Annotated in this window: 16 protein-coding genes; 9 read left to right on the top strand and 7 right to left on the bottom strand. The window is 49.9% G+C overall.

The annotated features are described in order from the left end of the window. Positions 1 to 143 precede the first annotated feature (143 nt). The 5 genes from ABEA14_RS12795 to ABEA14_RS12775 all read left to right on the top strand — a co-directional run bounded on the left by ABEA14_RS12795 (position 144) and on the right by ABEA14_RS12775 (position 6,839). Positions 144 to 2,768, top strand: a complete 2,625-nt coding sequence (locus tag ABEA14_RS12795) for a PKD domain-containing protein (protein WP_345340407.1) — start codon at positions 144 to 146, stop codon at positions 2,766 to 2,768. 544 nt (positions 2,769 to 3,312) lie between these two features. After that, entirely contained in the window at positions 3,313 to 3,912 is a 600-nt protein-coding gene (locus tag ABEA14_RS12790; RefSeq protein ID WP_345340406.1) for a phasin family protein, read from the top strand. A 71-nt stretch (positions 3,913 to 3,983) separates the two neighbouring features. Continuing rightward, positions 3,984 to 4,340 (top strand): phasin family protein, encoded by a 357-nt coding sequence (locus ABEA14_RS12785; RefSeq protein WP_345340405.1) that lies wholly within the window; start codon positions 3,984 to 3,986, stop codon positions 4,338 to 4,340. Positions 4,341 to 4,427: 87 nt separating this feature from the next. Continuing rightward, entirely contained in the window at positions 4,428 to 5,876 is a 1,449-nt protein-coding gene (locus ABEA14_RS12780; protein WP_345340404.1) for a wax ester/triacylglycerol synthase family O-acyltransferase, read from the top strand. A 21-nt stretch (positions 5,877 to 5,897) separates the two neighbouring features. After that, positions 5,898 to 6,839 carry an alpha/beta hydrolase gene (locus ABEA14_RS12775; protein WP_345340403.1) on the top strand — a complete coding sequence of 314 codons (942 nt, stop codon included), beginning with the start codon at positions 5,898 to 5,900 and terminating at the stop codon, positions 6,837 to 6,839. 8 nt (positions 6,840 to 6,847) lie between these two features. On the opposite strand, the gene ABEA14_RS12770 is transcribed toward ABEA14_RS12775, so the two are convergent. Further along, positions 6,848 to 7,429 carry a TetR/AcrR family transcriptional regulator gene (locus ABEA14_RS12770; RefSeq protein WP_345340402.1) on the bottom strand — a complete coding sequence of 194 codons (582 nt, stop codon included), beginning with the start codon at positions 7,427 to 7,429 and terminating at the stop codon, positions 6,848 to 6,850. Positions 7,430 to 7,555: 126 nt separating this feature from the next. On the opposite strand from ABEA14_RS12770, the gene ABEA14_RS12765 reads away from it, so the two are divergent. Then, positions 7,556 to 7,831 carry an acyl-CoA-binding protein gene (locus ABEA14_RS12765; protein WP_345340401.1) on the top strand — a complete coding sequence of 92 codons (276 nt, stop codon included), beginning with the start codon at positions 7,556 to 7,558 and terminating at the stop codon, positions 7,829 to 7,831. Between the two features lie 61 nt (positions 7,832 to 7,892). On the opposite strand, the gene ABEA14_RS12760 is transcribed toward ABEA14_RS12765, so the two are convergent. Then, positions 7,893 to 8,396 (bottom strand): DUF2505 domain-containing protein, encoded by a 504-nt coding sequence (locus ABEA14_RS12760; protein ID WP_345340400.1) that lies wholly within the window; start codon positions 8,394 to 8,396, stop codon positions 7,893 to 7,895. Positions 8,397 to 8,412: 16 nt separating this feature from the next. Continuing rightward, positions 8,413 to 10,395: an SDR family oxidoreductase gene (locus ABEA14_RS12755; RefSeq protein WP_345340399.1), complete on the bottom strand. Its 1,983-nt coding sequence runs from the start codon at positions 10,393 to 10,395 to the stop codon at positions 8,413 to 8,415. Between the two features lie 525 nt (positions 10,396 to 10,920). Here ABEA14_RS12755 and ABEA14_RS12750 point away from each other — a divergent pair. Beyond that, positions 10,921 to 11,244, top strand: coding sequence for a hypothetical protein (locus ABEA14_RS12750; protein ID WP_345340398.1), 324 nt, complete (start codon positions 10,921 to 10,923; stop codon positions 11,242 to 11,244). 39 nt (positions 11,245 to 11,283) lie between these two features. Here ABEA14_RS12750 and ABEA14_RS12745 read toward each other — a convergent pair whose 3' ends face one another. Beyond that, entirely contained in the window at positions 11,284 to 13,467 is a 2,184-nt protein-coding gene (locus tag ABEA14_RS12745) for a transporter substrate-binding domain-containing diguanylate cyclase (RefSeq protein ID WP_345340397.1), read from the bottom strand. Positions 13,468 to 13,597: 130 nt separating this feature from the next. On the opposite strand from ABEA14_RS12745, the gene ABEA14_RS12740 reads away from it, so the two are divergent. After that, positions 13,598 to 15,094 (top strand): glycogen synthase, encoded by a 1,497-nt coding sequence (locus ABEA14_RS12740; protein ID WP_345340396.1) that lies wholly within the window; start codon positions 13,598 to 13,600, stop codon positions 15,092 to 15,094. 31 nt (positions 15,095 to 15,125) lie between these two features. Here ABEA14_RS12740 and ABEA14_RS12735 read toward each other — a convergent pair whose 3' ends face one another. Then, positions 15,126 to 16,022 carry a DMT family transporter gene (locus ABEA14_RS12735; protein WP_345340395.1) on the bottom strand — a complete coding sequence of 299 codons (897 nt, stop codon included), beginning with the start codon at positions 16,020 to 16,022 and terminating at the stop codon, positions 15,126 to 15,128. Between the two features lie 80 nt (positions 16,023 to 16,102). Next, the gene (locus ABEA14_RS12730) at positions 16,103 to 17,857 is read right to left on the bottom strand and encodes a DEAD/DEAH box helicase (protein ID WP_345340394.1); all 1,755 of its coding nucleotides are present in this window, start codon (positions 17,855 to 17,857) and stop codon (positions 16,103 to 16,105) included. A gap of 393 nt (positions 17,858 to 18,250) precedes the next feature. On the opposite strand from ABEA14_RS12730, the gene ABEA14_RS12725 reads away from it, so the two are divergent. Next, positions 18,251 to 19,609 (top strand): class II 3-deoxy-7-phosphoheptulonate synthase, encoded by a 1,359-nt coding sequence (locus ABEA14_RS12725; RefSeq protein ID WP_345340393.1) that lies wholly within the window; start codon positions 18,251 to 18,253, stop codon positions 19,607 to 19,609. Positions 19,610 to 19,679: 70 nt separating this feature from the next. On the opposite strand, the gene ABEA14_RS12720 is transcribed toward ABEA14_RS12725, so the two are convergent. Beyond that, complete coding sequence (locus tag ABEA14_RS12720) at positions 19,680 to 19,952, bottom strand: hypothetical protein (RefSeq protein WP_345340392.1); 273 nt, start codon at positions 19,950 to 19,952, stop codon at positions 19,680 to 19,682. Between the last annotated feature and the right edge of the window lie 7 nt (positions 19,953 to 19,959).

The following is a 19,959-nucleotide window of genomic DNA, read 5'->3' as shown; positions in this document are numbered from 1 at the left end:
TTGAAAACTGTCATTAACCATTCATTTACATCCGTGTAACAACAGCATAGCCTGTATGTGATATCGCTCACATAATACTGTGTTGGTGTGATATTGCGCGCGCTTCATGTGGTTTGGTGGTTTGAAGAAAAGGAGTATCGGCTATGTCCATGCAAGGCTTAGTTCGGGTTATTTCCATCTGCATCATGAGCTTATCAATGCAGGTGTTGGCGTTAGAGCAAGGATTTTCACAGCTATACCTCCGCGGTACATTCAACGATTGGCAAACGACACCGATGTCATTGATTGCTGATCATACCTGGCGTTCTCAGGTAACTTTCTCGGGTGCTGAAAACGACAGGTTTAAATTTGATCGCCATGGCGATTGGTCCAACAACTATGGTGACAACAATGGTGATGGTGTCGCTGATTTTTCTGGCAATGATATCGCTGTGCCTTCGGCGGGTGACTACCTAGTCACGTTCAACGATCAGACGTTGCAATACAGCCTGGTTAAGGCCGTTGAAGATACTCATCAATTCTCCCAATTGTATTTAAGAGGCACCCACAATGGATGGGATGCTTACGCCATGTCCAAGAGTGATGGCAGCCTTTGGCTGGCGGAGATCTATTTCGATGGAGAAGCAGATGCGCGTTTTAAGTTCGATCGTTTTGCTGATTGGCGAGAGAACTATGGCGATTCGGACAGTAACGGCGTTGCTGAGCAGGGCGGTGGGGATATTTTTGTTTCTCAAGGGGCAGGTGATTATCGAGTCCAATTTGATGACCGAAGCTTTGTTTATACAGTCACAAAGCTCGGTGCGTCGAACCTTCCGCCTGTTGCTGTCGCCGGTAACGACCTACAGGTTGAAGTAGGGAGTGTGGTGAATTTCGACGCCAGCGGCTCTTATGATCCGGATGGCGCAATTTCTACCTACGCATGGTCGAACGGCTTAAATGGTGTGACGGCGTCGAAAACCTACGCTTCGCCCGGTGAATACCACGTCACTTTAACGGTCACTGACAATGAAGGTGCGCAAGCGACCGATTCATTAACCGTGACGGTGTCAGAGACGCACGGATACCAGGCTAACTTCCAGCAGCTTTACCTGCGCGGCACCAGCAACGGCTGGGACCTAACCGCGATGCAATTAACGGCGAATAACACTTGGGCTGTGGAGGCTGAGTTCACTGACGCCGCCGACCAACGATTTAAGTTCGACCATTTTGGTGATTGGTCTCAGAATTTTGGCGATAACAATGCTGACGGTTGGGCAGAGCAAAGCGGTGGTGATATCTACCTGACACAAGGTGCGGGCGGTTATCTGATTGAGTTCAATGATGAGACCTTCGCTTACCGGGTAACGCAAATCAGCGCGCCTAACAAGTTGCCAGTGGCTAATGCAGGACAAGATATTTGGGCGGCTCCCGGAGAGCCTGTGCAGTTTGATGCGTCTTTGAGTGATGACCCCGATGGCGAGATTGTCAGTTATCTCTGGTCAAATGGTATGACCGGCGTGGCGCCACTCCATACCTTTGTAGCTGAGGGCATCTATGAGATCACGCTAACAGTGGTTGATGACCAGGGTGCTGAAGATACTGACACTGTTGTTGTCACCATTGCTGACCAGCCTGCCGCGCCTGCAGCCTGTGATGCTGATATCCAGTTCCTGGGTGACGCCGATAAAGATGGTTTGCCGGATTGCGCTGAAATGCCGGGTATTGTTTATTTGGACGAGTACTACTACGACCTGGGGGCGCGCGCCGGTACCAGGGATCTGTTCGTAGAGATCGATTGGATGGAAACAACTGACCTGGGCGTTATTCCGCAAAAAGAAGCGCTGGAGATGGTGCGAGATGCATTTGCTGACAGTGGCATCGCCATCCACTTTGACACTGGGGCTTTATATCACACCGAAGCGGGTATCAGCCCTGGTGATTTCGACTTAGGTGGCGGTAACGCTTTGCCATTTACCAAAACCATTCAATTGCATTACAGCAGCGATCCCGAAATCGCAGGTCTTTACAACTTGAAACTTGATCATATGGCGTTGCAGCGCAGGCTGAACGGCCCCTGGTACTATATGGTGTTTGGTAGCTCTCGCAAGGCATCTGGGGCGGCGGGAAGCTCGGGTGTTGCCTATGTTAACGGCAAAGAATCCATTGTGTCGCTGGGCAAGTGGGGACTGAATCGCAACACTGACCGCAATACTAACCTGTTGATCAACTACCAGGCCGGTACTGTGATGCATGAGTTTGGGCATAACCTTGGGTTGCTGCACGGTGGCCATGACAATGTTAACTACAAGTCGAACTACCTGAGTGTGATGAATTACCTGCATCAGTTAGATGGTCTACCCACGATAGGTGTGGAAGAGGGGGATCGTGTGTTGCGCAGGCTGCATGGCAGTCTATGTGTTCCAGCAATAAGCAATGCGCCGACGGATGATTACCGTTACTTCAAAATTGATTACAGCCACGGTATCAGTCTGGATCTTGATGAGACCGGTGCAAGGCCAATGGTTGAAAAGGATGGATTTGGCCACCCTGGCTCTGTGTCCATCGATTACAACTGTGATGGCGATGATCTGGATTTTGTCTACGACCTCGATGTCAATCGTGATGGAAACTATGACGTGTTGGAAGATCATGATGATTGGAGCAACATCAACTTCTATTTCTATCGCGGCGAAGGCGCGGGCATGAGAAGTTTGTCGGTGCCGCAGGTCTCGATTGAACCGGCACCCAGCCCTGAGTTCTTCGAACAGCTACAACAGCTGATGGACTAAGCTAGATAGAGCCAAGCTAAGCTATACTGAGCTGGAACGCCTTTCAGGCCTGAATGGTTTGAGAGGCGTTGTTTATTTAGCGCCTGCTTTTCTACAAGTGCGACTTTTCCGCTGCATAGTTTAAACCAATCCGTATAAAAATATGGTCAACCAGGAAGCCTGGGCAAGTTCAATTCAAGGCGCAGTCATGCAGCAATGGTTGTTCCCTTGCAAATGGCTGCAACGTAGAAGAGTGCTTGCCCAGACTTCCCCGTAGGGCGGGTTTTAAATTACTTTATGCAGCGTTAGCTGATTTCGGCGTAGAACAACTATGACTTCAATCACCTGCCTTGCCTAAAGTAATTTAAATTCCCGCTGGTAGATCATCTTCTTATGCGGACTGGTTTTATTCACCACAAAATTGACCCATATCAATTCTCTTCCTTGGTTTAGAGAGAGCACTCTAATTCTCTGGCGTACCTTTTCAGTAGGTTAATAAAACACCTGTTCTCGCTGTGCAACACACAAACCGATGGCACGCACAGGAACCAGGTAGGGAGGAGAGATGAGCAACTTAATTGGAAAAGCGAGCGCCGCGGTGAAGAAAGTGAATGGCATGCGTGAAGCCATGATGCACAACATCTGGCTGGCAGGTCTTGGAGCCTATGCGAAAAGCTCAGAAGAGATCAGCGGATTGCAGACCAAAGGTCAATCACTGTTTGAAGAGCTGATTGAGCGCGGTAAAGAGGTTGAGAAATCAACCAAAGAGAAAGCGTCTGATGCGGTGAGTGATACTTCTGAAGCGATTGAAAAACGTGTCAATGAACTGGTGCAAAAGGCTGCCGGTTTGAACCCTGACAAGTTGTCAGCAATGAACGACAAGTTGGATGCACTTACCAAGCAGGTTGATGCGCTATTAGCGAAGGAAAAGAAACCTGTTGCGAAAAAAGCGCCTGCTGCTAAAAAGCCCGCTGCCCGTAAGCCTGCAGCGAAAGCGCCAGCAAAACCTGCGGCCAAACCCGCAGCGAAAAAAGTCGCCAGGCCAGCAGCTAAAAAGCCAGCAGTGGCTAAACCTGCGGTAGCAAAACCCGCGGTTAAAAAAGCTGAGCCAGCAGTAAAAGCAGTGGCAAAGCCAGCTGAAAAGAAAACCACAGAGCCAGCGTAGTTAACGCTGTTACGTAGCCGAGCCGGCACGGCTGGCTCAGCTGCCAAACATAGTGATAGGAGGGCGATATTATGGACCCCAGCAATGTAAAAGAAACCGCTAAACGCGTAATGGAAAATGGTGAGCAGCTGGCTCGTAACATCTGGCTGGCTGGTTTAGGTGTGTACAGTAAAAGTTTGGAGGAAGCACAAGGCCTGAATGGTAAAACCACCGAACTGTTCGAAGAGTTAGTGACTCGCGGTCAGGAAGTGGAATACGCCACAAGACAAAAGTTAGAAGATAAAAAAGAGAAGGCCTCTGAAAAGCTGGAAACTCGAGTAAATGACCTGTTCCTGAAACTGAGCGGCATCGACCGTAAACAGTTGGAAGAGATGAATGACAAGCTCGACAAACTGGCTGATGCAGTTGAATCACTTTCCAAGAAGTAGCAAGTTAGAAAGTGAATAGATAAGTCGGGCGACGGTTCGCGCTGTCGCTCGACGATTTCGTTAGGGTTTGAGAAAAAGGAGTCGTCTATGCCGGGACTGTCATTGATGGACACCGCTTTTGTTTGGTTTGAGTCCGATGAAACGCCTATGCATGTCACCGGACTGGTGTTCCTTCAGCCCCCAAAAGACGAAACAGAAGGATTTGCACGCCGTCTATATTCCTGGTTATTGATGCAGGATGAAGTGGCGCCGCCGTTTTGCTGGCGGCTCAATATGAAGTACAGCAACCTGCCGGATTGGAAAGTCAGTGACGCTGTACAACTGGACGACCATGTGCGGCTTGAAACCATGGCCGAGCCCGGAGACCGTTCGCAATTGATGGCGCTGGTGGCCCGTTACCATGCTCGCAGGTTAGATCGCAGTCGCCCGCCCTGGGAACTGCTGCTAATCGATGGCCTGGAGGATGGCCAGATAGCCCTAGCGGTTAAGGTGCATCATGCGTTGGCCGATGGCATGCGAGCCAGTGGTATTTTTATCAATAGCTGCTCTGAATCACCCGATGAGATCGTGAAGCCATTCTGGACCCAAAGTCTGGTGCCAGAGAAGTGTGAAGATGACGAAGTGGGCATGGTCGAGGCTTGGTTGGATGCTGTTTACAAGCTGTCCAAGCAGGCGTTTACGCTGCCAGGGTTGTTCCGCATTGGCAGCACGCTGGCGATGAGCGCGCTGAATCTAAAACCCTCTGCACTGACCACCCCTTTTACCGCCCCTAAAACCGCATTTAATCGTAAACCTGAGCAGGGGCGTTCGATCTGTGTTGGCCGTTTTCCATTGGCAAGTTTTAAACAGATTAGCCGTTTGACCGGTGCTTCAATGAATGATGTGGCGTTGGCGGTCTGCGATATTGCTTTGCAGCGCTATCTGAAAGCTCAGGATATGCAACCGGGCAAGCCGCTGGTGGCATTGATGCCGGTAAATCTGCGCAAGGAGGGTGATATACACTCCGCCTGCAATAAAATGTCGATTGGCTTGGTGGAGATGGGCAAGCCGGAAGATACGCCGCTTGAGCGATTAGCCGCGATTCAGGCGTCTTCAAAAGGGGTTAAAGAGGAAGCCTTGGATCTGTCGCCGAAGGCCTATGTGAACTACTCGATTTTGGTAAATGCAGCCGCATTATTGGGTGGCAAGCTGAATGTAAACGGCGTGGTCCCACCGGCCAGTAACCTGATTATTTCCAACCTTCCCGGGCCACAATCACCCCGATACTTTATGGGGGCGCGGATGACAGAGGTGTATCCGCTGTCATTGTTATTGCCAGGGCAATCACTCAATATCACGTTATACAGCTATGATGGATGGGTGCATTTTGGTTTGGTTGGCTGCAATACATCGTTGCCGGAATTTGAGCAGATCTCAGGTTACCTCACAGAAGCGATGGCAGGATTGGAGCAAGATGTACTTAATACTGCTGTAAATTTGGTAACTGACCAGCTCCTATTAATTCAGGAGGATGATACAAGCAGCGTTTCCGATTAACCCGTCGAGAGAGGGGAATGTATGGCCAGTTGGCAAAGTAAGGCATTCAATCAATTGCTAGTCCGGGTGATGCGAAACCGCCTGGAGCGCTGTGATAATGTATTCGATATGCGCAAAGTGATTGATGGCATTGACCGACTCGGCTCCTTTATCAATCACCCCTCAGATCTGTTTTCTATTCCTTTTAAAGCGGGCTCTCTGCCTTGTGAATGGGTGGAGATGCCTAACTGCCAGCGTGATGGCGTGATCCTCTATTTCCACGGTGGCGGTTTCTGTTTTAAAAGCCCCTTGGTCCATAACGCAGTATTAGCGCGCCTGACTGAACAAACCGGCCTTAGAGGCATGATGGTGGATTACCCGCTCGCACCCGAGCATCCATATCCATGTGCGTTGGAGGCGTGTCTTGCGTCTTATCGCTGGTTGCTGGCACACGGCGTACCACCACAATCTATTGTGATGGCAGGGGATTCCGCGGGTGGCAATCTGGCTTTAAGTAGCCTGGTAAAATTGCGCGAGGATAATCAGCCGCTCCCTGCTGCCGTGGTGTTGTTTTCGCCGTCAGTGGATATGGCGCTTACCGGCGAATCGGCCTTTGCCAAGCGCAATATCGATCCTTTCTTCGCCTTGCCAACCCTGTTGTTGATGCGAAACAGCTACCTGAATGGACATAGCCCGTGCGATCCGAATATCTCTCCACTTTACGCTGATCTCCATGGGCTGCCGCCGATGATGGTTCACGTCGGGTCAGATGAAGTGCTGCTGGATGATTCAATCCGGTTGGCTGACAAGGTCAAAGAGCAGGGCGGTAAAGCACATCTGAATATCTGGGAGGGAATGCCGCATGTGTTCCCGATATTCCACCAACTCCCCGAAGCCCAGCAGGCGATATCACAATGCGGCGCGTTTATTCTGGAGCAGATCGCCAGGCTGGAGAGCCCACTGCCCGAAGCGAACGTGGGTTGAATCCTTTATTAAGTAAGCTTTAGATAAGGCTGTACCAAGGCAACCAGTCTACTGACGCCCTGGCGCAGGATTAAGGTATGTTCGTCTGTGTTGTTGACCATGCTTAATTGGTTAATCCAACCTATGGCAATCATCAAACTGTTGTCAGCGAGAAAACGTTGATCCTCCTTCTCAATGCTAAGGGCGTCCAAGTGATTAAGGTGGTCGAACATGGCTTGGTTAAGTGCTTTCAGAGAATTGTATAAGTGACCAAAACAACGTTTCAGGTCGGGCTCGCCAAGCACCAGTGTTTCTAGATCCCGCAGTACAAATCGGTACTGTGCTAGCAGCGTCATCAGGCTCAACAGAAAAGCAGGGTAGTCATCAAGCGTGTTAACCTGGTGAGAAAATTCACTGCGCATGCGGCTTACTGCCTGGTCAAATTCCTGTACCAGGGCTTTAGCAATATCCTCTTTATTTCGGAAGTGGTAGTAGAGGTTACCAGGGCTGATTTCCAGCTCAGTTGTGATCTGGAGCGTAGAAACATGGGCTATTCCTTGCTGATTAAACAGCGCCAGACTCAGATTGAGGACTCGCTCACGATTGCGCATTTTTTATCCTGTCATGTGTCGCATTTGCTTAAAAAAGCATCGATTTATTGATCTCGCTACGTTCCCTTTACTGAAACCTTGTACCACTATGGATGCAGTGTCTCATCAATGTAAGGGAGAATAATAATGGCTGATTCAAACTTGGAAGCCCTGTTTGAACAAGCTCAGAAGGATGTGCGGCAGCTGCCCCATCGCCCGGTAGATGAAGACTTGCTCGAGCTTTATGCGTTGTTCAAGCAAGCCACTGAAGGCGATGTAACCGGGCCGAGACCCGCATTCTTCGATTTTAGAGCCTGTGCCAAATATGAGGCCTGGTCGCAGACAAGCGGACTTTCGTCGACCGACGCGATGGACCGCTACTGCCGAGTGGTCTGTCGCCTGAAAAGCGAGCTTGCTGCCTAAACAGCAACGCAAATTTGAAAAAGTACAAAGCGGGTTGATACCCGCTTTTTTTATGCGCAGCCTACGCTGATGCTTCATGGCTTTTTACTGCTTCGAGAATGTAGCGGTACTCTTGCTCCATCGATTTGTTGCAATCACCAGCAACAAACCGGGATAAGCTGCCGCCGACCAGTGGAATAGAGGAATCTATCTCCAGTACCACCTCGTTAATACAGCCATCATCTACGTCATAGAGATGCATTTCACCTTTGATAGACACGGGCACGCCCACCAGATCGATAATTAGATCACAACCGAGACTACCGTCGTCTTCGCTGTACCAGTGCTCTTTCTGAACTACCTGGTTGTAATCACCGAGCAGACTTTTCAGCATGGCGGGAACGTCCGCTGGGATCTCCCGCTTACTCTCACTGTAAAATCCGTTATCGTTTTCCTCATTGCGGATCATCTCGATGTTTCTTGCGCCAAGGGCCTCATATTTAGCTACTACAGAGTCCTCGTCACGAAAGTAGAGATATACCTCTTCTAATCCGCAAGGATAGGGGTGTTTAACGTGACATTGCATTTGGTCTTCCTCCCTGTCACATATGAATGCCGCGCAGTAGTGCCGCAAAGGCGATCATCTCCTGCGATGGCTTTTCTTTTTTATCCGATGCTACCTCTTTGGCTGCTTTGGGTGAGTCAGGGAACATACGGAATCCGGTGTTCATAATGATCTCGCCCAGCTTGGGGAAAATGGCATGGATCAACGCACCAAAGATGCCAAGACGCGTCGCCACACGCTTTGGTTTATCTATGATTGCTTTGGCTACCATTTCCGCCGCTTCCTCGGGGGTTAGCGTTGGCATCTGCTGGTAGATCTCTGTGGGGGCAATCATTGGTGTCGCAACCAGCGGCATATTGATGGTGGTGAACTGGATATTACGATCTGAAAACTCTGCTGCGGCACAGCGTGTAAACGCTTCCATTGCAGACTTAGAAGCGACATACGCAGAGAATCTTGGCGCATTGGTCAACACGCCAATAGACGACATATTGATAATATGGCCACCGCCATTGGCTAGCATGCCGGGTAACAGACCCATAGTGAGCTTGACGCAACCAAAGTAGTTCAGCTGCATGGTGCGTTGGTAATCGTGGAAGCGATCAAATGAGTGCTCAATGGAGCGACGAATAGAACGGCCGGCATTGTTTAACAACAGGTCGATATGCGGGTGCAGCTCCAGTAACCGCTCCACCATCAGGTCGATAGCATCCAGGTCTGACAGGTCACAACTGAAGATGCTTGCTTTGCCACCTGCATTTTCAACTTCTGCCTGCACGCGCTGCAGTTCTTCTAAGGTGCGAGCAATAAGCACCAGCTGAGCACCAGAACCCGCTAATAATCGGGTTGTGGCTTCGCCAATACCGGACGTGGCTCCTGTAATGACGACTGTTTTTCCTCTGAGAATGCCTGCAAGGGTTTTATCCAGTGCTAACTCTGGATCCAGATTACGCTCCCAGTAGTCCCAGATCGCTGGTGCATAGGTATTTAGCCTGGGGCATGAGATGCCGGAGGACTTGAGCGCCTTCAGAGTGTTCTCGCAATCAAATCGGGTAGGGTAATTAACAAACTCCAGTGCTGACTGCGGGATACCCAGATCCCTGATAATCGCGCCGAGCAAACGTTTTACCGGCGGCATGCGCATGACGCCCGATTTAACCTGCTTTGGCAGGAATGAGAATAGCCGGGTATCGAGGCGCATTGCCATACGTGGTGCATGACCAGCATCGGCAAAAATATTCAGCATTTCACCAGCAGTGAATGGGTTGGGATCAGTTAAATGGAAACACTGCTGATTTAGGTCTGGCTGGTGGGCGATATGGTCGAGCGCGTCAGTTACAAAATCGACCGGCACTATGTTGAGGTAGCCGCCTTCAATGCCTATGGTCGGTACCCATGGTGGTATCGTTCTGCGCAGCTTTTGTAAAGTTTTGAAGAAATAGTAGGGGCCGTCAGCCTTGTCAGTCTGGCCTGTTTTTGAGTGGCCTATGACCATGCCTGGACGGTAAATGCGCCAGGGGACTTTGGTGTTCTCTCTAACCAGCTGCTCTGATTCGTGCTTGGATTTCAGGTATGGGTGTGTCAGGTGTTCTGCCTGGTCGAACATATCTTCCCTGAACCAGCCCTGATACATACCTGCGACGGCGATGGAACTGATGTGATGGAAGCAGCCGGCTTCCAGCGCTTCGGCACATTGAAGTGCATGGCGTGTTCCATGAACATTGGCTAACTGCTGGACTTCTTCGTCAGCATTAAGATCGTAAATAGCGGCTAGGTGGAAGAAGTGGTCAATCTTGCCACAGAGATTCTGTTGGTCTCTTTCTGTCAGGCCAAGTTGCGGGAGAATAATATCGCCATGCACCGGGATCAGTTGCTTGGTGTGCTCTGGAAACTGTGCCAGCAATCTATGCTCTGCAGATTCACTTCTTACTAACGCATATACGTTACCCCCACGAGCCAATAACTTGGCAATCAGGTGTCGGCCTATAAACCCTGTGCCGCCCGTGACAAAGTAGTTCATTGTCGGATCCCTTCTCTATTAATGTATATAAGTTGATTATTATCTGGTCCGACCAGAATTAAAGTGGCAAGCGTGACATATTTGGAGTAGGTCAAAAAATGAGCGTTAATATTTTGAAATTACGTGCAGTTTGATCTGAATCAGGATTGTCATGATCTTTTACTTGCTGCATTTTTTGGCGCTAAAAATCATGAAGCGGCTCTCATTTCATCTTGGTTTTTCCTCTTACTATCGAGCTCAGCAATAGCAAGAATAACTGCTTACTCTGGACCTTTATTTTGTGACTTAGTGCCCCCCAAAGGTGCTGCCCCCCGGGGCTAAAAGGACGTCACGCCGGCCATGGATGGCCATTATTTTCCGCAAAAAAAATTTTTTCATATCCTGATTTCCGCAACCTCCCTTCAAATCTAGCGAATATTTCGTGCCACCTTTGCTAAGTGAAATTTTGGTGTTTTCCGCCTGATCCGAACCGTGCCGTATTGGCTATCTTTAGGGGTACTTCACGGGGAGTTGAAGGAGTCAGGTATGGATGCATATCACCAAACAGAAAAGATCGTAACCTCGACGGAACAGTTGCAGATTGTGGTACGACAGGTATTGCAGCGACATCGCCATGAAGCGATGGAGAGTAATCAGGATTGGCAGAGTGCGCTTAAGGCCTTGAGCGAAGCGTCATTTGTGGTTGATGAACACCATTGGGATAGCTCGGTAGACAGAAGCCGATTATCTTTGGTTGATTCGTTGATTGAACTTCGTAAATCGATTGATTTGCCCGGCACTCGCAGCAATGGCAAAGGGGAGGTGGGCAGCCTGATCGCGGACCTTCAGGATCTGGTTGTATATGGCTAGCGTCCATTGACCTCAAGTGTTATAAGCCCATTGAGTCGTTCAGCTCATTGGGCTTGCTTTTACCACCCGATTTCTTCCTGAACGTTTGGCTTGATACAGCGCATCATCAACTCGCTTAATCATAGGCTCAGGTTTAACCTCGTCATTCAGCATGGCTACACCTATGCTCGTGGTTTGCTTGCCAGCTGCGTCAAATGGTGTTTCTTCGATGCTCTTTCTCAATTTTTCTGCCAGACGCATGGCTGAGTCCATCTCAATCTGCGGACAAACAATAAGGAACTCCTCGCCACCCCAGCGGCCAACGGTATCGGACTTGCGGGTATTTGATTTGAGTCGGCGAGCTACCTCAACAAGAACGGCATCCCCTACTTGATGGCCGTATGTGTCGTTGACCTGCTTGAAGTGGTCTATGTCCAGCAACAAAACGCAAAGAGGTTGCTGATATCGCAAGCTGCGTTCTATTTCCTTTTCAAGCGTATTGTCCAGGAATGCTCGGTTGCCGACTTGTGTTAAGGCGTCGGTAACCGCCATCTTTTCGAGTTTGTCATGGGTTAGTCTGAGCTCAGCATGGGCGGCGGTGATGGTATTGTTGAGCCGACGAAGCTTGTAATTCCAGAGGATGAAGATAATGAGCACCACCAAGGCGCCAGCAACGATCCTCACTATCAACTTTGTATCCAGACTCTTTCTGATCTCCACTGTTGTCCATTTGCTAATCAGCGCGCGCTTGTCTTGTGCAGAAATATCAGACAACGCACTATCAAAAACGCCGTTAAGTTCTGGCTTGTGTTTGCTTGTGGCGATGGAGAGAAATAGTGGCATGTTGAGTTGGCCACCAATCTTATAACCTGGGTAGTCGCCTGTATTGAGGTGATAGGATGCGACAATGTGATTATCAACAAACCCCTCAATTTCCCCTTTGCTCATCGCTTTATGTGCTTCTTTAAATGAGTTGAAGGACACCAAATTTACTTTTGGATAGTTAAAGCTAATTAAATCGCCATAGGCGTAACCGCTTATCATGCCCAGTGCGGCAGAGCCAAGCGAATCAGCATCGGCAATATATTGTTTTGAAGACTTGGTAATAATGACTATGGGGGTGCGTAAATGATGTCGGGTAAATTCCATCAAATCCTCCCGCTCGCGGGTACGCGCCGCGAGCGGGATAAAATCACAATCGCCATGAGCTATTGCCGCAAGCGTTTGCTGCCAGCTCTCCGTTGGATGTAGTTCAAATGGCAGTGGGATTCTTTGTTGCAGCATTTCTACTAAATCACCGCTTAGTCCAGCAAGTTTGCCATTTTGGAGCCACTCCAAGGGCTTCCAGTCTGGATCGACGCAATAGGTTAACTTGTCATATTTGGATAGGCTCGCTACCTGCTTGTCGGAAAGCGCTTTTGATGCCGCTAAGGCGTGTTCAACCAGCCATTTTTTTTCCAGTGCAATGAGCGTTTCCGCTGGTATGTCGGCGAGGGCTTTATTAAATGCTGACAGAAGCTCTGGTGAGTCTTGATTAATAACAGTGCTGGATTTAAACAAGGTTGATTCGCGTTGTATCGGGATGATCTTGAATCCTGTGTGTCGGTTCAGTGTGATGGCATGACGCAGAACTTCTTCACTGGCAATGGCTGCGTCAATTCGCCGCTCATCCAAGGCATCGAGCATCTGAGCGTGAGAACTGAATTGGATACGGTTAATCGCTCTTTCTTTTAGTTTATCCAAAAACCAGGCGCTAAAGGTCAGGCGGCCGACCACACCCACTCGTGCATTGGTGATCCTCAATACGTCGACGTTTTCAGCAATACTGGCGTGAACAAGTGCAACGAGCCGTTCTGTCATCAGCGGAGAGCTGGCAAAACCCAGTTCAGGCTCAATGCGCCGCATTGCTACTGGCATCAGTCCATGTGTATTCCCTCTATCAAACTCCCATAACGCTTGGCTGACAGTTGGTGTTAACTGGATCTCGATGGGTTTGTCTAACCTTTCACTAACAAGCGCCAGGACGTCGGGAAGGTAACCGTGAAAGCCATCTTCGAAGAAAATATAGGGACGATAGTCATGCCTGATGGTGGTGAATGTGATCTTATCTAAACGCGCCAGGAATTGCTTTTCGTCGTCTGTGAGTAGGGTTGCTTTATCGACGCTGGTGGAAGGTGCAAGTTCTTCAGCGTGGGAGAAGCTGATAGCGAGGAAAAGTAGGTAGCACAGGCAGACTAACCGCATCAGTGGTGACGAGTCCTTATAAGATTTAATACTAAGTATAGAGTCCTAAATATTTATTTGCGCTGGAAAAACTGACGATCTCTATTAGCTTTAAATAGGTAGAGTAATTACTCAATCTTTTGGGGGCGTTGTGCGAGTTTTATTTGTGACACCTGAGTATGAAGGACTGGTGAAGGTTGGCGGGCTATCGGATTTTAGTGCGGCATTTACGCAGCAAATGCGTAAGGAAGGACAGGATGTTCGTGTGGTGATGCCATACTACGGCAAGCTGCAGGGAACCCTGAAAATTGAACGAAGTATACCGCTGGAAGTACAGCTGAGCTGTTGGCAATCATTCCATTGTCTTGCCCACGAAGTGGCTTATAAAGGAGTGCTTCTCTACCTCATTGAGTACCAGGCTTTGTATGGGCGTGAGGGTATCTATGATGATGCAAGCGGGGCCTATGGTGATAATCCGCTTCGGTTTGCGCTACTTTCACATGCAGCATTTGATCTTGCGATAGCGTTGGCCTGGCAGCCAGATATTTTACATTGCAGTGACTGGCAGGGGGCGTTGGTGCCTTTTTATCGCCGGGAGCACTTTGCTCACGAACCGCTGTTTGCGAGAACCCGAACAGTACTGACCATTCATAATGGTGCTTACCAGGGGCGTTTTGATGGTGGCTGGCATCAGGCGCTTGGGATCCACCCAAAATTTATGGTGCCACAGTTGTTTGAAGATATGGGGTGTATCAACCTGCTTAAGGTGGGTGTGTCGCTTGCTGATAGCATTGTGACTGTGTCACCTAGCTATCGCGATGAACTAATGACGAACGAACGGGGGCATGGGTTGGCCCCCGTTTTTTGTCAGCGTCGGGATGACTTCTCCGGTGTTTTGAACGGGGTGGATTTGTCCGAATGGGACCCTTCTAAAGATTCTGCTTTACCTGCCAATTACTCGAAGGGGGATATGTCAGGAAAAAGATTGTGCAAGCAGGCGTTGTTGGAAAGATTGGGCTGGTCTACTGATCATGATCTTCCTCTGTTTTGCTCCATTGGCCGTGTTGCACAACAGAAAGGATTCTCTCTTATGTTACCCGCCATAGAGCCTTTGCTGGCCAGCGGGATCCTCAGGTGTGTGGTGATGGGCCATGGTGAGCCTGATTACGTTGAACAGCTAAATCGTTTGGCAGCTATGTACCCTCAGCATTTCTGCTACCTGTCAGATTTCAGCCGAGATGGTACCCATAGCGTGATGGCTGCCAGTGACTATCTGTTGATGCCGTCGCTGTTCGAACCATGTGGACTGAGCCAGCTCTATGCCATGCGGTTTGGTACGGTACCTGTGGTTCATGCCGTCGGTGGTCTTAAAGACAGTATTGCTGGTTTGGACAGCATCACCTCGAATCGTGCATGGGCGACGGGGTATCAATTCAGTGAAGCTGACAGTGACGTGCTAAAAGAGTTATTGGCTTTGGTGGTTCATCATTATCACTACGATGAAATGTTACTGCAGCTATTACGCCGCAACGGCATGTCGATCGACCTTGATTGGCAACGAGTGGTGGATGCTTACCTGAAGCTTTATCAAAGCCTATGTATCGCTGTGCATCAGGCAGGTCCAATGCAGCCGTTAAAGTTAGCTTGATTTGAGGTTGGGCGATTATTGTTTGCCGCTGCTAGCCGAAAATAAGCAAGCAAACACCGACAAAAGCGAACAGGGTGCCAGCCCAAATTCGCCATGTTAGCCGTTGGCCTCTTATCAAGGCGATGGGTAATGCGAATAGTGGACTGGTCGCCATCAGTGTTTGTGCGACAGCAGCATCAGCGTACTTAAGTGACACCTGTTGCAACCAGATGGCCAGAAACGTGCCGGTAAAAATAGCGAAGAAAAGTACAGCCGCGTTTTTTGTCGACAGCTTAAACAAAGGCTTGATGAGGCTTTGACTTAATTCCTTACGCAATACAACTAACAGTAGTATCACACCGGTGCCTGCGCTCAGCCTGACGAATGCCCCCCAAAGGGGAGAGACTTCCGCATCCACCAGCGCGTAGTGAGACATCAATACTCCGGTTGCCTGACAAACAGCGGCAAGCACACCAAACCCGAGCCCGCTTGAGGTCATTAGCGGCTCTTGTTGATTATCTGATTGCTGTCGAAGTACGTAAATGATGCCCGCTAGCGCGATCAAGATACCCAAAGCGGCTTGCCATGACAGCGCCTCGTTTAAAATTAGCAGGGCAAGTACACCCGTCAGTGGTGGTGCTAACGCTTCAAGTAAGAGTGTTTTTCTTGGTCCGATTCGTCTTAATGCGGCAAAGTATGCGGTGTCGCCAATCGCTATGCCGACAATGCCGCTGACGATAAGCCAGGTCCAGGCATGCCCGGAAGGCGCGCCTTGCTGCCAGCCAAAGAAGGTCAGGGAGATGAGTAGCAGGGCGCCGGCAATGGCCCCTTTGATAACGTTGAGCGGCATGGCGCCAAAGCGCTGTGTGCTTTGACTGTAGATCCATGTGGCGATGGCCCAGAACAGCGCTGCGGAGAGTGCAGCTAACTCACCACCAAACATAAACATCCAACAAAGCCCCTAGGTCAGAAACAAAAACGCCGCAATCGAATACGACTGCGGCGTTATAGCTTTTTAGTTAACGCTTGTTAAGCGTCAGCACGATTTTCGTGATGACGAGCGCGTGGGCGAGGGCCCTTGTCAGCGCTGATGCCCATTGGCTTATTGCGAACGCGTGCGCGGCTTAACTGGTTAAATGTTTCTTTCGGCATCCCACTTGGCAGCTGAACTGTGCTGTGGCCGTCGAACAGGCGAATAGCACCAATGTTGCCGCTGTCGATAGAGGCTTCGTTAGCGATAGCACCAACAATATCCTTCACCTGAACACCGTGGTCACGGCCAACAGCCAGACGGTAGGTAGTCCAGTCGATGTCGTTACGACGGCCCTGGCGGCCACGACCACCGTTGCGATCGCCACGTTGACCATTGCGCTCGAAGCGTGCACCACGGCCACCACGACGGTCATTTCTGTCGTTACGGTCGAAGCTACGACCTTCGCGACGAGGACGCTCAGGATCAGGCTTAGGCTGCAGTGGACGGCGCTGCTGATACTTGTAGAGCAGGGCGGCTGCCAGGTCCAGCACGCTGGTTTCTGACTGCTCAGCCATCTGATTCAGCATTTCGCGCATCGGCTCAAGATTTGGGTTATCTACCAGCTTGGTCAACTCTTCGCGACACTTAATTTGGCGGTGTGCACCAAGCTCTGCTGGCGAAGGCAGTTCCATCTGTTCGATGTCACCACCTGTTGCACGCATGTAGTGGCGCAGCAAGTAACGCTCGCGTGGACGAACAAACAAAATCGCTTCACCGCTGCGACCAGCACGGCCAGTACGACCAATTCGGTGGACGTATGATTCATGGTCATCTGGCAGGTCGAAGTTGAGTACGTGAGAGATGCGAGGTACATCCAAGCCACGTGCAACAACGTCAGTTGCAACAAGAATATTGATCTTGCCTTCTTTTAACTGGTTTACAGTGCGCTCACGCATCTGCTGGTTCATATCACCGTTCAGTGCAGACGCTTTGAAACCTTGTGATTCCAAACGCTCAGCCAGCTCGACGGTGTCATTACGGGTACGTACGAATACAATCATCGCGTCGTACTCAACGGTTTCGGCTAAACGCTCAAGGGCAGTTAGCTTGTTGATACCACGTACTTCCCAAGCGCGCTGGCGGATATTCGCCTTCTTACGCTCTTCAGGAGCAATTTTGATGTGTGCCGGATCTTTCAGGAAGCGATCGGTGATTTTCTTGATCGCTGGAGGCATGGTTGCTGAGAACAGTGCCATCTGAGTGTTATCAGGCACGTGACCCATGATCCACTCGACGTCTTCCAGGAAGCCCATGTTGAGCATTTCGTCTGCTTCGTCGAGAACCAGTGTCTTAAGGGCATCGAACTTGATGCGACCGCGACGGATGTGGTCCATCAAGCGACCTGGGGTTGCAACAATTACCTGAGGGCCGCGCTCTAGTTCAGCCAGCTGAGGACCGTAAGATTGACCGCCATAAACAGTGGCAATGCGCAGACCACGCATACGTTTACCGAAGCTCTCAAGGGCTTCAGCAACCTGAATTGCGAGTTCACGCGTTGGTGCCAACACCATTAGCTGAGGCTGGCGGATGTTAAGATCGATATGAGCAAGCGCTGGCAGACCAAACGCAGCAGTTTTACCAGTACCTGTCTGGGCTTCGCCCAACAGATCGCGGCCTTCAAGCAGATGAGGAATAGAGTCTAACTGGATCGGCGTAGGCTGAGTAAAGCCAAGATCGTCGATAGCAGCTTGAAGGTTTTCGGGAAGATTAAGTACAGCGAAGCCGCTGTCAAGAGTTTCAACTTCTGACATTTCACATTCTTCATTGGGCAGGCGGCGCGGCGTTCATCTCGCAACCCGTTTATCACGGTGCTACAAGCGCGGCACATGCAAATCACTAAATAGAGGTGACAGCCCTGAAGATGTTGGTTTCGCCATGAACTCACGGGCGAAAACAGGCGCTACGACCTCAAAACGTTGCGCTATCTCACGATATTTCCTGTGAGAAGCCGGCGCAATGATACATGGGTCACAAAAATATGCAAGCGTGGTTAAAAAATAACCAGATGTTTAAGCGTTAACTTACTTAAAAATCAGTCGATTGAAAAAGAAAAGACTACTAAAGGATAAATTACGCTGGAAGGCTGACATCCTGTTTGCCCTGGCTCTATAATGCTCGGCCAAACGAATTTTGTGGAACAAGAGATGACTCAGTGGACCCCTGATAGCTGGCGCTCTAAGCCAGCCAAACAGATGCCAAAGTATCCTGATGCTGACGCATTGGCGCGTGTAGAAGAAACCCTGGCTAATCAACCTCCGTTGGTGTTTGCCGGTGAAGCCCGCGCACTTAAAGCCGACCTTGCACGCGTAGGTCGTGGTGAAGCGTTTTTGCTGCAGGGGGGCGATTGCGCTGAAAGTTTTGCTGAGTTTAGAACCAGCCATATTCGCGATACCTTTAAAGTACTACTGCAGATGGCTGTGGTTTTAACGTTTGGCGCGAAGAGCCCCGTCGTTAAGATTGGTCGAATTGCAGGTCAGTTTGCTAAACCACGTTCGGCAGACGATGAGACGATTGATGGCGTGACGCTTCCCAGCTACCGCGGCGATATCATTAACGATATTGCCTTCACAGAAGCGTCCCGTGTACCAGATCCAGAGCGGATGCTGAAAGCGTATCAGCAGTCTACTTCTACATTGAACCTGCTGCGTGCTTTTGCGCAGGGTGGCTTGGCCGATCTTAATCAGGTTCATCGCTGGAATTTGGACTTTATTGAAAAGAGTCCACTGGGTGATCGTTACCAAAACCTGGCAAATCGTATTGATGAGTCCCTTGAGTTTATGGCTGCTTGCGGCATTAACTCAAAAACGACTCCGCAGATCCACGAAACTACCCTATATACCTCTCATGAAGCACTGTTGTTGCCTTATGAGCAGGCGTTGACTCGCAAAGATCACCTGACGGGTGAATGGTACGATTGTGCGGCGCACATGCTGTGGATCGGTGACCGTACCCGCCAACCAGATCACGCCCACTTAGAGTTCTGTCGTGGCATTAACAACCCTATCGGATTAAAAGCCGGTCCTTCGACCAAGATCGATGACCTGTTGCGCAATATCGACATTATCAACCCAGATAACGAAGAGGGTCGTTTGAACCTGATCGTTCGTATGGGCGCGGGCAACGTCGAAGCGCACCTGCCTCAACTGATCCGTGCGGTTGAGAAAGAAGGGCGCAACGTTGTGTGGAGCTGTGATCCTATGCATGGCAATACCATCAAGTCGTCCACGGGTTACAAAACTCGCCGCGTAGAAGATGTTCTGAAAGAGGTGCAAAGCTTCTTTGAGATCCACGGCGCGGAAGGTTCTGTGGCAGGCGGTGTGCATTTCGAAATGACGGGCCGTAACGTGACCGAGTGTACCGGTGGTGCATTCCAGATCACCGATCATGACTTGGCAGAGCGCTACCACACCTACTGTGATCCGCGCTTAAATGCAGACCAGGCATTGGAGCTTGCATTCCTTATCGTTGATCACGTGAAGGCAGCGAGAGCCGCTGTTAAGTAAAACGTAGCGTTGTAGTCATTGCGGAAAAGGAGCCAATTGGCTCCTTTTTTGTCTGCACAGTTTGGAGTTTCTACTTTTTGTTTGAATCCGAGTGTGTTTTGACGGTGGCACGTAAGGTGTGTTGTTCAACCATGTCAGCGTCTTCTTCATCGTAATTAAATCTGGCCAGTAACAGGCTATAGCTTCCCGTCACTAAGCCATAAAGGGACACAAACCCCATTGCTATGGTTAACACCCCATTGATTGCGGCAAGAAAGCTCGTGATCGCAATGGCATAACCTACGATGGCGCTCCGGTATTTCTGCTTTTGATATGGAGAGAGTGTTTTTTTGTAACCAGACATAAATAAA

The organism is Corallincola platygyrae (assembly GCF_039544265.1).
GTDB classification, from domain to species: Bacteria; Pseudomonadota; Gammaproteobacteria; order Enterobacterales; family Neiellaceae; genus Corallincola; species Corallincola platygyrae.
Note: the sequence above shows the minus strand (reverse complement) of the source record. Positions and strands in the feature narration are given on the sequence as shown.

Coding starts and splice junctions, on each gene's coding strand:
- ABEA14_RS12775 (WP_345340403.1), top strand. CDS start 5,898: ATGGCCAGTTGGCAAAGTAAGGCATTCAATCAATTGCTAGTCCGGGTG.
- ABEA14_RS12780 (WP_345340404.1), top strand. CDS start 4,428: ATGCCGGGACTGTCATTGATGGACACCGCTTTTGTTTGGTTTGAGTCC.
- ABEA14_RS12725 (WP_345340393.1), top strand. CDS start 18,251: ATGACTCAGTGGACCCCTGATAGCTGGCGCTCTAAGCCAGCCAAACAG.
- ABEA14_RS12745 (WP_345340397.1), bottom strand. CDS start 13,467: ATGCGGTTAGTCTGCCTGTGCTACCTACTTTTCCTCGCTATCAGCTTC.
- ABEA14_RS12760 (WP_345340400.1), bottom strand. CDS start 8,396: ATGCAATGTCACGTTAAACACCCCTATCCTTGCGGATTAGAAGAGGTA.
- ABEA14_RS12785 (WP_345340405.1), top strand. CDS start 3,984: ATGGACCCCAGCAATGTAAAAGAAACCGCTAAACGCGTAATGGAAAAT.
- ABEA14_RS12790 (WP_345340406.1), top strand. CDS start 3,313: ATGAGCAACTTAATTGGAAAAGCGAGCGCCGCGGTGAAGAAAGTGAAT.
- ABEA14_RS12735 (WP_345340395.1), bottom strand. CDS start 16,022: ATGTTTATGTTTGGTGGTGAGTTAGCTGCACTCTCCGCAGCGCTGTTC.
- ABEA14_RS12795 (WP_345340407.1), top strand. CDS start 144: ATGTCCATGCAAGGCTTAGTTCGGGTTATTTCCATCTGCATCATGAGC.
- ABEA14_RS12765 (WP_345340401.1), top strand. CDS start 7,556: ATGGCTGATTCAAACTTGGAAGCCCTGTTTGAACAAGCTCAGAAGGAT.
- ABEA14_RS12750 (WP_345340398.1), top strand. CDS start 10,921: ATGGATGCATATCACCAAACAGAAAAGATCGTAACCTCGACGGAACAG.
- ABEA14_RS12720 (WP_345340392.1), bottom strand. CDS start 19,952: ATGTCTGGTTACAAAAAAACACTCTCTCCATATCAAAAGCAGAAATAC.
- ABEA14_RS12755 (WP_345340399.1), bottom strand. CDS start 10,395: ATGAACTACTTTGTCACGGGCGGCACAGGGTTTATAGGCCGACACCTG.
- ABEA14_RS12770 (WP_345340402.1), bottom strand. CDS start 7,429: ATGCGCAATCGTGAGCGAGTCCTCAATCTGAGTCTGGCGCTGTTTAAT.
- ABEA14_RS12730 (WP_345340394.1), bottom strand. CDS start 17,857: ATGTCAGAAGTTGAAACTCTTGACAGCGGCTTCGCTGTACTTAATCTT.